This window comes from Agrobacterium sp. CG160-95, from assembly GCF_053521725.1.
In genome coordinates this window covers 66,426-79,703 of record NZ_JBNWDU010000005.1, presented here as the reverse complement: position 1 = coordinate 79,703, position 13,278 = coordinate 66,426, and the positions used below count along the sequence as shown (strand labels likewise).

The 13,278-nt window shown below is 59.2% G+C and carries 15 protein-coding genes; 9 read left to right on the top strand and 6 right to left on the bottom strand.

Features of this window, described 5'->3' with window-relative positions; genetic code table 11:
• Positions 1 to 28: 28 nt before the first annotated feature.
• Positions 29 to 436 (top strand): hypothetical protein, encoded by a 408-nt coding sequence (locus ACQZ63_RS17660; protein WP_019567095.1) that lies wholly within the window; start codon positions 29 to 31, stop codon positions 434 to 436.
• Between the two features lie 132 nt (positions 437 to 568).
• On the opposite strand, the gene ACQZ63_RS17655 is transcribed toward ACQZ63_RS17660, so the two are convergent.
• Complete coding sequence (locus ACQZ63_RS17655) at positions 569 to 874, bottom strand: DUF1127 domain-containing protein (protein WP_003516008.1); 306 nt, start codon at positions 872 to 874, stop codon at positions 569 to 571.
• 93 nt (positions 875 to 967) lie between these two features.
• Between ACQZ63_RS17655 and ACQZ63_RS17650 the strand changes: the two genes are divergently transcribed.
• The 4 genes from ACQZ63_RS17650 (at position 968) to ACQZ63_RS17635 (ending at position 5,683) form a co-directional block, all read left to right on the top strand.
• Positions 968 to 2,386, top strand: a complete 1,419-nt coding sequence (locus ACQZ63_RS17650; RefSeq protein WP_113555745.1) for an aminotransferase-like domain-containing protein — start codon at positions 968 to 970, stop codon at positions 2,384 to 2,386.
• A 107-nt stretch (positions 2,387 to 2,493) separates the two neighbouring features.
• A complete protein-coding gene (locus tag ACQZ63_RS17645; RefSeq protein WP_113555744.1) occupies positions 2,494 to 3,084 on the top strand; it encodes an acyloxyacyl hydrolase in 591 nt (196 codons plus the stop codon).
• Positions 3,085 to 3,198: 114 nt separating this feature from the next.
• A complete protein-coding gene (gene purL / locus ACQZ63_RS17640; RefSeq protein WP_113555743.1) occupies positions 3,199 to 5,433 on the top strand; it encodes a phosphoribosylformylglycinamidine synthase subunit PurL in 2,235 nt (744 codons plus the stop codon).
• Positions 5,434 to 5,449: 16 nt separating this feature from the next.
• Entirely contained in the window at positions 5,450 to 5,683 is a 234-nt protein-coding gene (locus ACQZ63_RS17635; protein WP_003516012.1) for a BolA family protein, read from the top strand.
• Positions 5,684 to 5,819: 136 nt separating this feature from the next.
• On the opposite strand, the gene ACQZ63_RS17630 is transcribed toward ACQZ63_RS17635, so the two are convergent.
• Positions 5,820 to 6,968 (bottom strand): hypothetical protein, encoded by a 1,149-nt coding sequence (locus tag ACQZ63_RS17630; protein WP_113555742.1) that lies wholly within the window; start codon positions 6,966 to 6,968, stop codon positions 5,820 to 5,822.
• A 109-nt stretch (positions 6,969 to 7,077) separates the two neighbouring features.
• On the opposite strand from ACQZ63_RS17630, the gene ACQZ63_RS17625 reads away from it, so the two are divergent.
• The 4 genes from ACQZ63_RS17625 to ACQZ63_RS17610 all read left to right on the top strand — a co-directional run bounded on the left by ACQZ63_RS17625 (position 7,078) and on the right by ACQZ63_RS17610 (position 9,577).
• Positions 7,078 to 7,329 (top strand): hypothetical protein, encoded by a 252-nt coding sequence (locus ACQZ63_RS17625; protein ID WP_013636391.1) that lies wholly within the window; start codon positions 7,078 to 7,080, stop codon positions 7,327 to 7,329.
• Positions 7,326 to 7,757, top strand: coding sequence for a hypothetical protein (locus ACQZ63_RS17620; protein ID WP_113555741.1), 432 nt, complete (start codon positions 7,326 to 7,328; stop codon positions 7,755 to 7,757). Before ACQZ63_RS17625 ends, ACQZ63_RS17620 begins: the two co-directional genes overlap by 4 nt.
• A gap of 137 nt (positions 7,758 to 7,894) precedes the next feature.
• On the top strand, positions 7,895 to 8,230 hold the full coding sequence (gene grxD, locus ACQZ63_RS17615; RefSeq protein ID WP_003516034.1) for a Grx4 family monothiol glutaredoxin: 336 nt from the start codon (positions 7,895 to 7,897) through the stop codon (positions 8,228 to 8,230).
• Positions 8,231 to 8,368: 138 nt separating this feature from the next.
• The gene (locus ACQZ63_RS17610) at positions 8,369 to 9,577 is read left to right on the top strand and encodes a multidrug effflux MFS transporter (RefSeq protein WP_026331057.1); all 1,209 of its coding nucleotides are present in this window, start codon (positions 8,369 to 8,371) and stop codon (positions 9,575 to 9,577) included.
• 74 nt (positions 9,578 to 9,651) lie between these two features.
• Here ACQZ63_RS17610 and ACQZ63_RS17605 read toward each other — a convergent pair whose 3' ends face one another.
• The 4 genes from ACQZ63_RS17605 to ACQZ63_RS17590 all read right to left on the bottom strand — a co-directional run bounded on the left by ACQZ63_RS17605 (position 9,652) and on the right by ACQZ63_RS17590 (position 13,258).
• Entirely contained in the window at positions 9,652 to 10,476 is an 825-nt protein-coding gene (locus ACQZ63_RS17605; protein ID WP_113555740.1) for an inositol monophosphatase family protein, read from the bottom strand.
• Between the two features lie 30 nt (positions 10,477 to 10,506).
• Positions 10,507 to 11,334, bottom strand: coding sequence for an inositol monophosphatase family protein (locus ACQZ63_RS17600; protein ID WP_448799335.1), 828 nt, complete (start codon positions 11,332 to 11,334; stop codon positions 10,507 to 10,509).
• 16 nt (positions 11,335 to 11,350) lie between these two features.
• Entirely contained in the window at positions 11,351 to 12,265 is a 915-nt protein-coding gene (gene ttcA / locus ACQZ63_RS17595; protein WP_003516038.1) for a tRNA 2-thiocytidine(32) synthetase TtcA, read from the bottom strand.
• 63 nt (positions 12,266 to 12,328) lie between these two features.
• Positions 12,329 to 13,258, bottom strand: coding sequence for a glutaminase (locus ACQZ63_RS17590; protein ID WP_003495341.1), 930 nt, complete (start codon positions 13,256 to 13,258; stop codon positions 12,329 to 12,331).
• Positions 13,259 to 13,278 lie beyond the last annotated feature (20 nt).

Below are 13,278 nucleotides of genomic sequence, written 5' to 3'. Positions count from 1 at the left end.
GTTTTTGGCCCTTACCTTGGATGACGCGATGAAACGCCTGCTCCGTTCCCACGCCCCGAAGGCCGCTGGATTGCTTCTCGCCGCAGCAGCGCTTGCTGCGTGCCAGCCCAAGCCGCAACCGGCATCGTCCTCCGCATCCCGTGCGGCATTACCGACGATGGAGCGCATCGCGCTTGGCGCCAATGCTTGCTGGTTCAAATCGGGCGATCCGGCCTTCAAGGCCTATCGCCTGGCGCCCGAACTCAACTCCTTCTCGGGCCGTCCGCGCATTCTGCTCGTACCGCGCAACAGCCCGGAATCGCGCCCGATGCTGGTTATTCAGGCAGAAGGCAACCCGGCAAAGCTCGACGCTTTCGGCCCCGTTATGAACGAAGCCATCTCCGGGCGCATCGCAACCGACGTCAAACGCTGGGCGAATGGCGGCAAGGGCTGCTGATCGGGCAAAACTGCGCTAAAAGCCTACCAAATACAAAAAAGACCCGCCGACGCCGGTTGGGACTGGCGTGGCGGGCCTGCCGAATGGCTGTTCAGGCACCGGGGAAAGATGGCGCCGCTCTCCGGCAGAAAATCAAAGCGGCCGCGACGGCCATGAAAACAGCTGCGATCTCGCGGCCTCCTTCAAGGCCTCGTCCCGCGTAACGCCGATATCGTCCAGAAGATCGTCGGACAATTCCCGCAAGGCAAGCCGTCCCTGACGTTTGCCATGCCAGTTGGACAATCCCGCAATCAGGCGGCCAATAAGCGTGTGAGCGATCCGGGCCGGAAAGGGCGACGGTGCGACCATGTCGCCGGTATCGCGGAACACGCGTTCCCGTTCGTAGCCGTCAGGATAAAGCGTATCCGCTGTCGAAAGGTATTGATCCATCTTGCGCATATTGCACCTATTGTCTCCGTGCGTTTGATCTCATTGACTGCATCCGATAAATACAATTGACTTGCGGATAGATACAATGCATAAATTGTCACCATGACAAATTGGCTTCCCGATATCACCGAGGGCAACGGCCCCATTTACCTTCGCCTCGCGGACAAGATCGAAGGCGCAATTTCGGATGGCATCTTGCAGGCCGGGTCGAAATTGCCGCCGCAACGCAATCTCGCTTTCGATCTGGGCGTTACAATCGGTACAATCAGCCGGGCATATGCCCTCATCCACGAACGCGGCCTCGTCAGCGGCGAAGTCGGCCGTGGCACCTATGTCAACGAGCGTAAGGCTGCCGCCCCGTTATCACGCGTGGAACCGACGGCATCGGCATTCGGCGGCACGCGCTACGCGGTGGACACCAGCGCCGAGTTCCGCCTGAACACCACGGCTGCTCCCGATGTCGGGCAGAGCGCGCTGGTCAGCAAACACGTCGAGGCCGTGACGAGAGAGCATCCGTTCGAAATTTCCAACTACACCCGCTCCTTTCCCGACAACTGGTGCATGGCGGGCGTTCGCTGGCTTTCCCAGAATGGCTGGTCGCCGAAACCGGAAAACATCGTTTCGACGCTTGGCGCCCATGCTGCGGTGATGAGTGTGGTAACGGCAATGACCGCGCCGGGCGACCGTATCGTTTTCGAACCCCTCACCTATTCCCATATCAGCCGCAGCGCCGCCCTTGCCGGACGGCGGGTAACACTGGTGGAAGTGGATGAGAAAGGCATCATCCCCGATGATTTCGAGCGCGTTTGCGCCCAACAGCATCCAAAAATGATCTTCCTGATGTCGGCGGGCCAGAACCCGACCTGCGCCACCCTGCCCGAGGAGCGGCGGCGGGCGATCGCCGATATCGCCCGCAGATACGGCGTATGGATCGTGGAGGACAATCTCTATGGCGCCATGACGCGGGATGCGATCCCACTCATTGCGGAATTCGCGCCCGATCTTACTTTCGTCGTCGGCGGCCTGTCGAAATCCGTTTCCGCCGGCGTCAGGGGTGGCTGGGTCGCCTGCCCGGCGCAATTCGCCTCGAGAATTCGCATTTCGCATTCGATGATAACCGGCGGACTGCCGTTCATGCTCGCCGAACTGAATGCACGCCTCGTCAACAGCGGCGACGCAGACGACATCCGCAAGGACTGTATCGCCGAGATCAACCAGCGCGAGGCCCTCGCCAGACGCATCTTTGCAGGGCTGGAATTCAACTCCCTGCCGGACATCGCCTTTCTGTGGCTGAGGCTGCCTGAACCGTGGCTGTCTGGAACCTTCCGCAGCGCTGCCATGAAGGAAGGTGTGCTGATAGACGATGAGGACGAGTTTAAGGCCGGGCGCACGGAGAAGGTTTACCACCGTGTCCGCATCAGCCTTTCCGGGCCGTCAAACCAGAAAGAACTGAAGCATGCCCTGGGTATCCTGCGGCATTTGCTCGACAATGGTTCAGCCGGTTACGAAAGCGAGGCGTGAGCGGGAGCGAGTCTTTCCTGCAACACGCCCCCTAATTCAGTAACTCATTATTTACCACGCCGACGAATCTGCCATCCTTTCCCTACTTCGGAGCGGGGAATGATTCGATGGCAGCATTCAGTTCCATGTCCGCCAGGGCATTTGTTGCTCTCGCGATGGTTTTCGCAGCATGTGTGTTGAGTGACATGACACCGGCCGCTGCCGCAGACGGCACGGTGTTCGATGAATTGCGTTTCGGGGTCACAACCTCGCTCGCCGATCGCAATGGTGGCGGCGAAGATGGTGTATTCCCGGCCTTCGCAGCCTATTTCGATCCTTTCGCGAGCGCCTCGGCCGTCACCTTTGGCGAAAAGCTTGCCCGACCGCGTCTGCATCTGGGTGCGGAAATCGGCACCGAGGGCGAAGCAAATACCATTTACGGCGGTATCAACTGGACCTTCGACCTCAATCCGAAGATTTTCGTCGACCTAGGCTTTGGCGGCCTGTGGCATGACGGCAGGCTGCGAAACGGTCCGGGCGAAACTGGCGCGGAATTCGGTTGCCGCGTGCTTTTTCATGAATATGCCGCCATCGGATATCGCTTCAACAGCAACTGGAATATTTCGACCCAGATCGAACATGCCTCCCATGCCAATCTATGCGATGGCCCCAATGACGGGCTGACGCGTGTCGGACTTATGGTCGGCTACAAGTTCTGAATAACCCAACAAAGCAGCGTTTTGCTGGCAAAACTGCGCATTTTCCTGTCGCACGGAGAGGCCTCTTGCGCTAAAGAACCGGAAACTTTCCTCGGCTCGAACCGCGTGAGACCTATGTCGATTCCAAACTCCATCAAGATCACCCCGGAACTCGTTGCATCCCACGGGCTGAAGCCCGACGAATACCAGCGTATCCTCGACCTGATCGGACGGGAGCCGAGCTTTACCGAGCTTGGCATTTTCTCGGCCATGTGGAACGAGCACTGCTCCTACAAGTCCTCCAAGAAATGGCTGAAGACCCTGCCCACCACGGGCCCGCGTGTCATTCAAGGCCCCGGCGAAAATGCCGGCGTGGTGGATATCGATGATGGTGACTGCGTCGTCTTCAAGATGGAAAGCCACAACCATCCGTCCTACATCGAGCCCTATCAGGGTGCGGCAACCGGCGTCGGCGGCATCCTGCGCGATGTCTTCACCATGGGCGCACGCCCGATCGCAGCCATGAATGCGCTACGTTTCGGCGCACCCGACCATCCGAAGACCCGCCACCTCGTGGCTGGCGTCGTCGCCGGTGTCGGCGGTTACGGCAACTCCTTCGGCGTGCCGACCGTCGGCGGCGAAGTGGAATTCGATCCCCGCTATAACGGCAACATCCTCGTCAACGCCTTTGCCGCCGGACTTGCCAAGTCCGATGCGATCTTCCTTTCGGAAGCCAAGGGCGTCGGCCTGCCGGTGGTGTATCTCGGTGCGAAGACCGGCCGCGACGGCGTCGGCGGCGCGACCATGGCCTCTGCCGAATTTGATGAGTCGATCGAAGAAAAGCGCCCAACCGTTCAGGTCGGCGACCCCTTCACCGAAAAGTGCCTGCTGGAAGCCTGCCTCGAGCTGATGAAAACAGGCGCGGTCATCGCCATTCAGGACATGGGTGCCGCCGGCCTTACCTGCTCGGCCGTCGAAATGGGCGCCAAGGGCGATCTCGGCATCGAACTTGATCTCAACGCCGTACCGGTGCGCGAAGAGCGCATGACGGCCTACGAAATGATGCTATCGGAAAGCCAGGAGCGCATGCTCATGGTTCTCGAGCCCTCCAAGGAAGAAGTCGCCAAGGCGATCTTCGTCAAATGGGGCCTGGACTTCGCCATCGTCGGCAAGACCACCGACGACCTGCGTTTCCGCGTGCTGCACAATGGCGAGGAAGTCGCCAACCTTCCGATCAAGGATCTCGGTGATCAGGCTCCGGAATACGACCGCCCGTGGACGCCCGCCAAGGTTCAGGCTCCGCTTGCGGAGAACGACGTTCCTGATGCAGACATTGCCGACGCATTGGTGTCACTGGTCGGTTCGGCCAACAACTCCTCGCGCCGCTGGGTCTACGAGCAGTATGACACGCTGATCCAGGGCAATTCCCTGCAGCTGCCGGGTGGCGATGCCGGCGTTGTCCGCGTTGAAGGCCATGACAAGAAGGCGCTGGCCTTCTCCTCCGACGTGACACCGCGTTATGTCGAGGCAGACGCCTTTGAAGGCGGCAAGCAGGCCGTGGCCGAATGCTGGCGCAACATCACCGCAACCGGCGCTTTGCCGCTCGCGGCCACCGACAACCTCAATTTCGGCAATCCGGAAAAGCCCGAGATCATGAGCCAGCTCGTCCATGCCATAAAGGGCATCGGCGAAGCCTGCCGCGTACTGGAATTCCCGATCGTTTCTGGCAACGTCTCGCTCTACAACGAGACCAACGGTCAGGCGATCCTGCCCACCCCAACCATTGGCGGCGTTGGCCTGCTGAAGGACTGGGGCCGTATGGCACGCATCCGCTTTGCCGCCGCGGACGAAGTCGTGCTGCTGGCGGGCGCGCCTGAAGGTCTTGGCACCCATATTGCCCAGTCCGTCTACATGCGCGACGTGCATGGCCGCATCGATGGCCCCGCACCGCATGTCGATCTGGAAGCTGAAAAGAGAAATGGCGATTTCGTCCGCGCCCTTATCGCAGACGGTCTTGCCACAGCGGTTCACGACTGCTCCTCGGGCGGCCTGGCTCTCGCGGTTGCCGAAATGGCAATTTCCTCCGGCATCGGCGCGACGATCGACGCGGTCGCGGGCCATAATCCCGTCCTCACCTTCTATGGCGAAGATCAGGGCCGTTATGTGCTGACCGTCAAGAAGAGCGATCTGGATGAAGTGCGGGCGGCAGCGAAGGCAGCGGGCGTTTCCTGCCCGGCGATCGGCGTCACCGGCGGCTCAAGCGTAAAGCTGGGCACGGCACGCGCTATCGAGATTAAAGAATTGCACTTGGCCTATGAATCGTGGTTCCCTCAATTCATGGATGGCGAAACTCTAATCGCCGCAGAATGAATTAAGGAGATACACCATGCCCATGAAACCCGGCGACATTGAAGACATGATTAAGGCGGGAATTCCCGGGGCAAAGGTCACGATCCGCGATCTGGCCGGTGATGGCGATCATTACGCGGCGGAAGTCGTCGCGGATGCTTTCAAGGGCAAGACCCGCGTGCAGCAGCACCAGATGGTCTATGACGCGCTGAAGGGCAATATGGGCGGTGTTCTGCACGCCCTTGCCCTGCAGACCTCGGCTCCCGAATGACTGCGCCCGGAAAAGCGTCTCCGGCAGGACGGTTTCACTGTCCTTGCCGCGGCAACGCTTGAAGCCATGGATTGAAAAAGGCCCGCGTGAGACTGTCACGCGGGCCTTTTCTTTTCCGGCAAATGGCGCGTGCCGCTTACAAAACAGGTGGCTGCTGCGATTCCAGATCGGCAAAGGAGCCAGCCGGCAACGGCCCAGCCGTCAGCAGGGTAAAATCGTAACCGGACTTGCGGTCCGGCCCCAGAACATATTGCCGGTGCATGCGCAGGAAGTTGCGCTTGTTCTTTTTGTAGCGTTCGGGTGAAAGCGAGTGCTTGAAACGGATCGGCACGATCTTCGGCTGCGGCGCATCCTTGTGCCCGGTCAGCGCCACGGTGTTGCAGCGGTAGAGGTGGATCGGATCCGTCAGGCACTGGATATCGAACCATGTCACTTCAGGGTGACGCGCAATCACGCCGACGCTCTGGCGAAGCCTGTCCGCACTCGACAGCAGCGCGCATTGCAGCGCAGCGCCACCGAGCGTCGCAAAGGACAGCTTCCGGCCATCCAGCGCATCTGGCCGCAGTTCCAGCACACGGCCTATCACGGCGAGCGCCAGGCTGGCGCCCATGCTATGCGACACGACCAGAACCTCCTCAGACGGCTGCTCCAGCGCTTTGAGAACGAGGGCTGCCTTCTCTTCAATCCAGTTGCGGGCAATCGGCTCATCGCGCCCGACGGCCAGCGCAAAGCGCCAGTCGGCATAAAGATGCAACGTATGAAACCGCTCGGCGAAAGGCAGAAACGCCTTCACGAAGAACAAGGCCGCAGCGGGAAGACTGATCGCAAACAGCCAGAGCGGCAAACCGAACAGCCATGGCGAGAGCGCGATCCCCGCCGTAAGTGCACCACCCACTAGCATCAGCAGAAACGGGAAAATGAAGAACAGGCCGAAACGCCAGGCATGACGGAGGTAACGCCCTGCCCCACCTTCCGCGACGATACCGGCCGCAGCCGCAAAGCCTAGTGCGATCTGCCGCCAGAGTGGCGCATCCCGCAGGCGCGATATCACCGCATTGTGGTCGTAGACGAAGATCGTGGAACGCGTCCGCCAGTCGCCGGCCGAGGCCTCCACCGAGAATGTTTCGCCAGCCGGCGAGTTCTCCAGCGCACCCACGGCATAATTGACATCCCACGTCTTGCCAGCAAGCGCTGCCGCCCGCTGATAGCGCAGATGATGCGCAGCCGCATCGAGCGGATCGAAGCCCGGGAAATAAAGAACAAGTCGTGACTTGACGGTCGGCATGCATAAACCCTCGGGCTGGAGACACCCGAAAGGATCGCTTGATACAGTGGGCGATGCACGTATAGTAAAAAACGCGACGGAAATATGATTTATTTGTTGCGAGGGAATTTTGTCTGGGATCGTCGATCAATTGCTAAACGGCGTCGTCAAAGGCGCTCTGTCCGAAGTCCTCGCCAAGACAGGCCTTCGCAAAACCCGCCGCATCCGCCGCCGGACCAAAAGCAACACGTCCCTCGCAGGCGGCATCGTCGGCTCCGTGCTGGAAGCGGCAATCAAAGCAGCCGTCAAACCCAAGCCGGCCAAAAAACAGGTGAGCAAAAGACGCACCGCCGCGGCCCGCAGCAGACAGCGGCTTCGATGATGCATCACCTCCGCCTGCTTCCCACCTTTTTGGTGTTGGCGATTTCGGGGCCGCTACAAGGTGCCGCAGAGGTTAAGAGCAGCAAAGAGATCAAGATCGGCTTCGTCGTAGAGCTTGATGGTGCTGATCGGATATCCGGCACAGCCTTCTGCGAAACCGGCAACACCTGCCGCCTGGTGGACCAGAAAAGTCCAAAACTAATTATCGATATCAAAGCGGGTCGCTTCTCTAGCGAGATCGAAATCAAGTGCAAGGATGACTGCTCACTAAATAGCGGGCACGAAACCATGACGTTCGACAACAAACAGGAACTCAATATTTATAACGGCAGATCAGGTCCGATAATAAAATCAGTCTTCAGGCGGCGGGAGCCTATCGGGAAGATAATGCTCAACTTTTCTTACCCGCCCGGGACGACGCGCTGGTAGCGGGGTTGCGACCTTCACTTAGCGATACCACAGCAGCGTATTTTTTACGCTTCCCGGGTGGAAATCGCGCCGCGACATGTTATTTAGGGACAAAGTCAAAGCAGCGGCCTTGAACCGCATGTGAAAGGAATAGGCCTATGAGCGGCATTCACGATATGATCGACAGCGAAGTGAAGAGCAACGACATCGTTCTTTTCATGAAGGGCACCCCGCAATTCCCGCAGTGCGGTTTTTCCGGCCAGGTCGTACAGATCCTCGATTATCTCGGCGTCGACTACAAGGGCGTCAACGTGCTCGCCGATGCCGACATCCGTCAGGGCATCAAGGATTATTCCAACTGGCCGACCATCCCGCAGCTCTACGTCAAGGGCGAATTCGTCGGCGGCTGTGACATCGTAAGAGAGATGTTCCAGTCCGGTGAACTTCAAAATCACTTCCAAGAACAGGGTATCAGCGTCCGCGGCGCGGCCTGATTTCGGCCGGTTCATCCGGCCCACCCTGATTGTCAGAAAACTTATGCCAGGCGTTGCTTCATGCAACGCCTTTGCCGTTCTTTTTGGGGCAATCCTGTGACAGAACTTTCACAATCCACCACTTCGCGCGCCGTTTCGATGGGGCGCACGGAATTCATCGCGCTTGCCGCGATGCTGATGGCGCTGAATGCGCTTGCCATCGACATCATGCTTCCCGGCCTTCAGGAAATCGGCGCGTCACTTGGCGTCGTGAATGAAAACCACCGTCAATACGTCATTTCCAGCTATCTTCTAGGCTTCGGCATTGCCCAGCTTCTGTACGGACCGATCTCGGACCGTTTCGGGCGCCGCAAGCCGATGCTCGTCGGGCTGGCAATCTACATCGTCTCGGCCATTGCCGTCGTCTTCGTACCGTCATTCACTGGCCTGCTGGTTCTGCGCTTCATTCAGGGCATCGGCTCTGCGGCGACGCGCGTCATCACCATTTCGATCGTGCGCGACATCTATGGCGGCCGTCAGATGGCGGAAGTCATGTCGCTGATCATGATGGTATTCATGGTCGTTCCGGTCATCGCACCCGGCACTGGCCAGATCGTGCTGTTTTTCGGTGACTGGCACCTTATCTTCGCCTTCATGGCCGGAATTGCCGCCGTCGTGACCGCCTGGATGTATTTCCGCCTGCCGGAAACCCTGCATGCCGATGACGTCAGGCCTTTCACGGTTCGTTCGATCCTCGGTGGCTTCAAGATCGTGCTCACCAACCGTATCGCGCTCTGTTACACGCTCTCCAGCACATTCATCTTCGGTGCGCTGTTCGGCTTCATCAATTCCGCCGAACAGGTCTATAAGGGCATCTACGGGCTGGGCGCATGGTTTGCGGCCGCTTTTGCGGGCGTCGCCCTGTTCATGGCCTTCTCGTCCTTCATCAATGCAAGGCTTGTCGGCAGGTTTGGCATGCGCAAGCTGTCGCACGGTTCGCTGCTCGGCTTCATCGCCATCACCTTCGTGTGGCTGGTGGTACAGATGGTCGGGCCGGAACCGATGCCCTTTGCGATCTTCATCGTGTTCTTCGCGCTTGCCATGTTCCAGTTCGGCTGGATCGGCTCGAACTTCAACTCGCTCGCCATGGAGCCGCTCGGCCATGTCGCCGGCACGGCCTCGTCCGTCATTGGCTTCATGGGAACCGTCGGCGGTTCGCTGATCGGTGCCGTTATTGGTCAGGCTTTCGATGGCACGGCGCTGCCAATGGTAGCCGGCTTCTTCGCTGTCTCCATTATCGGCCTCGTCTTCGTGCTGATTGGAGAAAAGGGCGTGCTGTTTCAGGCCCACAACAAGCCGACGCACTAAGGGCGGACAGACAAATAAAAAGGGCGCGGAACTCGGTTCCGCGCCCTTTTTTGTTGATCAAAGCCGAACTTCACTCAAACCGTGAAAATCTTCTCGCGCAGCAATTCCCATGTCTCCTGATCAGGAGCAAGCAGCAGGCCACCTTCAAGGTGGCGCGGCAGGTATGGCGAGCCGTCGAAACGGGCGGCGTAGGCGCCCGCTTCCTGCGAAAGCAGGGTGCCAGCGAGATGATCCCAGGGCATAAGCTTGTTGTACATCAGGAAATGCATATGGCCGCCGCAGAACACGCGGTATTCATGCGCAGCACAACGGTAGCTGGTGAAGAGCCGCACATCCGCGAGGTTCATGAGAATCTTGCGACGGGTCTCCACTTCAAAATAACCGGTGTTGGCGATGCCGACCATCTGCGACAGTGCCGGTGCGGGCACGACGGACATCTGCGTCTGCGAACCATCGGCGGCACAAAGCCATGCGCCGGAACCCTTTTCGGCAATCGCCCAGTCATTGCCCATCGGATCGAAAATGAGACCGGCAACGGTCTCGCCCTTGGAGATGACGCTCATCATCACGCCAAACAGCGGCAGGCCCGACGCGAAGTTGTAGGTGCCGTCGATCGGATCGACCACCACGGCAAGATCCGCATCCGCAAGCTTGGCAAGCAGCGAGGCATCCGCCGCAACGGCCTCTTCACCGATGAACAGCGCCTGCGGCATGATGTCCTGCACGCGGGCGCGGATCAGCCGCTCAGCAGCCTCGTCAGCCTCGGTTACGAGGTCTATCGCCTCGCTCTTTATCCTGACGTCGCCCTCACTCAGATTACGGAACCTCGGCAGGATTTCCACTGCCGCCGCCTCCTGAAGCGCATTGGCGAGAGAGGCGATGTCGAGTTCGATAGCCATGGGCGATATCCTTCTATTTAAGCATCAATATTATAAGGCCACGATTTCCCGGCGCAGCATCTTCCAGCTTTCCTTGTCGGGTGCCGACAGGATGCCGCCTGTCGTCTGTCCTGGCCGGTAGGGCGTATTGTCGAAACGGGCCGTGTAGCCGCCCGCTTCCTGATGAATGAGAACGCCGGCGAGATGATCCCGGGGCATCAGCTTTTCATGGCCGATGAAGTGCAGCTTGCCAGTCGAGGCAAGCCAATATTCATGAGCCGAGCAATTGATTGAAAGCGCCATCTTGATCTTGGCCATATTGGCGGCGATCACCGGGCGGCGATCTTCATGGCTGTGACCCCAGGAAAATATGCCGACCATTTCGGACAATGGCAGGGGATCGGCAACCTTGAGCCTTGCCTGCGAGCCGTCCTTGCGGTGGAGATAAGCGCCCTCGCCTTTGAGAGCAAGGATGGTATCACCCATGACAGGATCGTGGATGATGCCTGCGACCGTCTCACCCTTGACGGTGACGGCGAGCAGCGTGCCGAAAGCTGGAAAACCGGAAGCATAGTTGAAAGTGCCGTCGATTGGATCGATCACGAAGGCAAATGGTGCATCGGCAAGGGCAGGAATAACGGATTGATCCGCGTCATAGGCCTCTTCGCCGACAATATGGGCCTTCGGAAACCGTTGCAGAAGAGCGGCGGTTATCGCCTTTTCCGTCAGAATATCCGCCTCGGTGACGAGATCGACCGCAGAGGTCTTTTCGGAAATCGCGCCTGCGTCGAGATTGCGGAAGCGGGGCATGATTTCCTGGCGGCCGGCAGCGACAACGGTGGAAATCAGAAAGTCGATATCTTTATCGGAAAGGGTCATCGCTAAGGGCACTTCTTCATAAGGGAGGGCTGGCCTCCGTACGCTCTTCAGGTGACGCCCCGGTGACAGAAAGCGCCGAGAAATCAAAAAGCTTCGGGTCGAGCAGATGCGATGGATTGACATGGGCAAGCGCCCGCAGCATCACGTCCTTGCGGCCCGGCATACGCCTTTCGATGTCAGCCAGCATCTCCTTCATGGCATTGCGCTGAAGCCCGTCCTGCGAGCCGCAGAGGTCACAGGGAATGATCGGGAATTCCATCGCCGCCGCGAATTTCGCCATATCCTCTTCGGCGCAATAGGCAAGCGGGCGCAGCACCATCAGGTCGCCCTCGTCGTTCATCAGCTTTGCCGGCATGCCAGCCAGACGGCCGCCATGGAAGAAGTTCATGAAGAAGGTCTCGAGAATATCCTCCCGGTGATGGCCGAGCACGAGCGCGTCGCAGCCCTCTTCCCGCGCAATACGGTAGAGATTGCCGCGCCGCAGCCGCGAACAGAGCGAACAATAGGTGCCACCCGCCGGCACCTTTTCCTTCACAACGGAATAAGTGTCGCGATATTCGATGCGATGTGCGACGCCGATCTTCGCCAGATATTCCGGCAGGACGTGCTTGGGGAAATTCGGCTGGCCCTGATCCAGATTGCAGGCAATGAGTTCCACGGGCAAAAGGCCGCGCCACTTCAAATCAAGCAGCAGCGCCAGAAGGCCGTAGCTGTCCTTGCCGCCGGAAAGGCCTACCAGCCAGCGCTTCTGGCCGTTCAGCATGCCAAAATCCCCGAAGGCCTGACGTACATTGCGCAACAGCCGCTTGCGCAGCTTGTTGAAGGAGACAGAACGGGGTGCCGCGTCGAACAGCGGATGCGAAGCGCCATTTTCTCCGGCCAGGTCCTGATCGGCCTCGACCTCATCTGCGATGCTGGTGACAATGTTCATGATTAGCCCGCTCTGGCATTCAGCCATTTTCAATGCAGGAAATGCCCGCATCCGCCCGCAATATCAAGCCCCGAATACCGACCAGCCGGTTTTCGTCGCCAGCATTTCCAGCGCATGCGACCCAAGCGCCGAATTGCCGACCTTGTTCAGACCCGGCGACCAGACCGCAATCGACGCCTTACCCGGCGCGACTGCCATGATGCCGCCGCCCACGCCGCTCTTGCCCGGCAGGCCGACATGATAGGCGAAATCGCCCGATCCGTCATAATGGCCGCAGGTCAGCATCAGCGCATTGATGCGCCGCGCGCGTCGGTCTGACACAACCGTATGACCACTCAGCGGATTGCGGCCGCGATTGGCAAGGAAAAGACCGGCCCGTGAAAGCTGCGCACAGGTCATGGACAGCGCGCACTGATGAAAATAGACGCCCAGCGTATATTCAACAGGGTGATGCAGATTGCCGAAGGACCGCATGAAATTGGCAAGCGCGAAATTGCGGAAACCCGTCGCCTGCTCGGATTTCGCCACGGTGTCATCAATGCTGATCGTGTCATCATCAGCGAGATAACGGACGAAACGCAGAAGCTCGCCAATCGCCTCGCGCGGCTGGTGGCCGGAAAGAACGATATCCGTCACCACGATGGCACCGGCATTGACGAAGGGATTGCGCGGAATGCCGTGCTCGTGCTCCAGCTGGACGATGGAGTTGAAGGACGACCCCGACGGCTCACGCCCCACCCGGTTCCATACCGTCTCGCCCGCCTTGCCGAGCGCCAGCGTCAGCATGAAGACCTTGGAGATGCTCTGGATCGAAAACGGCGTGAGCGCATTGCCAGCCGTATAGGTGGTTCCGTCGACAGTGGTGATGGCGATACCGAACTGGTTCGGATCGACCTTGGCGAGTTCCGGAATGTAATCCGCAACCTTGCCCTCGCCCAGGCGCGGCACCATGCTGTCGTAAATGGAATCGACGATCGCCTGAATGTCCTGCATGCAAAGCCTTCCCCAGCAAA

Coding starts and splice junctions, on each gene's coding strand:
- ACQZ63_RS17660 (WP_019567095.1), top strand. CDS start 29: ATGAAACGCCTGCTCCGTTCCCACGCCCCGAAGGCCGCTGGATTGCTT.
- ACQZ63_RS17655 (WP_003516008.1), bottom strand. CDS start 874: ATGCGCAAGATGGATCAATACCTTTCGACAGCGGATACGCTTTATCCT.
- ACQZ63_RS17650 (WP_113555745.1), top strand. CDS start 968: ATGACAAATTGGCTTCCCGATATCACCGAGGGCAACGGCCCCATTTAC.
- ACQZ63_RS17645 (WP_113555744.1), top strand. CDS start 2,494: ATGGCAGCATTCAGTTCCATGTCCGCCAGGGCATTTGTTGCTCTCGCG.
- purL (WP_113555743.1), top strand. CDS start 3,199: ATGTCGATTCCAAACTCCATCAAGATCACCCCGGAACTCGTTGCATCC.
- ACQZ63_RS17635 (WP_003516012.1), top strand. CDS start 5,450: ATGCCCATGAAACCCGGCGACATTGAAGACATGATTAAGGCGGGAATT.
- ACQZ63_RS17630 (WP_113555742.1), bottom strand. CDS start 6,968: ATGCCGACCGTCAAGTCACGACTTGTTCTTTATTTCCCGGGCTTCGAT.
- ACQZ63_RS17620 (WP_113555741.1), top strand. CDS start 7,326: ATGATGCATCACCTCCGCCTGCTTCCCACCTTTTTGGTGTTGGCGATT.
- grxD (WP_003516034.1), top strand. CDS start 7,895: ATGAGCGGCATTCACGATATGATCGACAGCGAAGTGAAGAGCAACGAC.
- ACQZ63_RS17610 (WP_026331057.1), top strand. CDS start 8,369: ATGGGGCGCACGGAATTCATCGCGCTTGCCGCGATGCTGATGGCGCTG.
- ACQZ63_RS17605 (WP_113555740.1), bottom strand. CDS start 10,476: ATGGCTATCGAACTCGACATCGCCTCTCTCGCCAATGCGCTTCAGGAG.
- ACQZ63_RS17600 (WP_448799335.1), bottom strand. CDS start 11,334: ATGACCCTTTCCGATAAAGATATCGACTTTCTGATTTCCACCGTTGTC.
- ttcA (WP_003516038.1), bottom strand. CDS start 12,265: ATGAACATTGTCACCAGCATCGCAGATGAGGTCGAGGCCGATCAGGAC.
- ACQZ63_RS17590 (WP_003495341.1), bottom strand. CDS start 13,258: ATGCAGGACATTCAGGCGATCGTCGATTCCATTTACGACAGCATGGTG.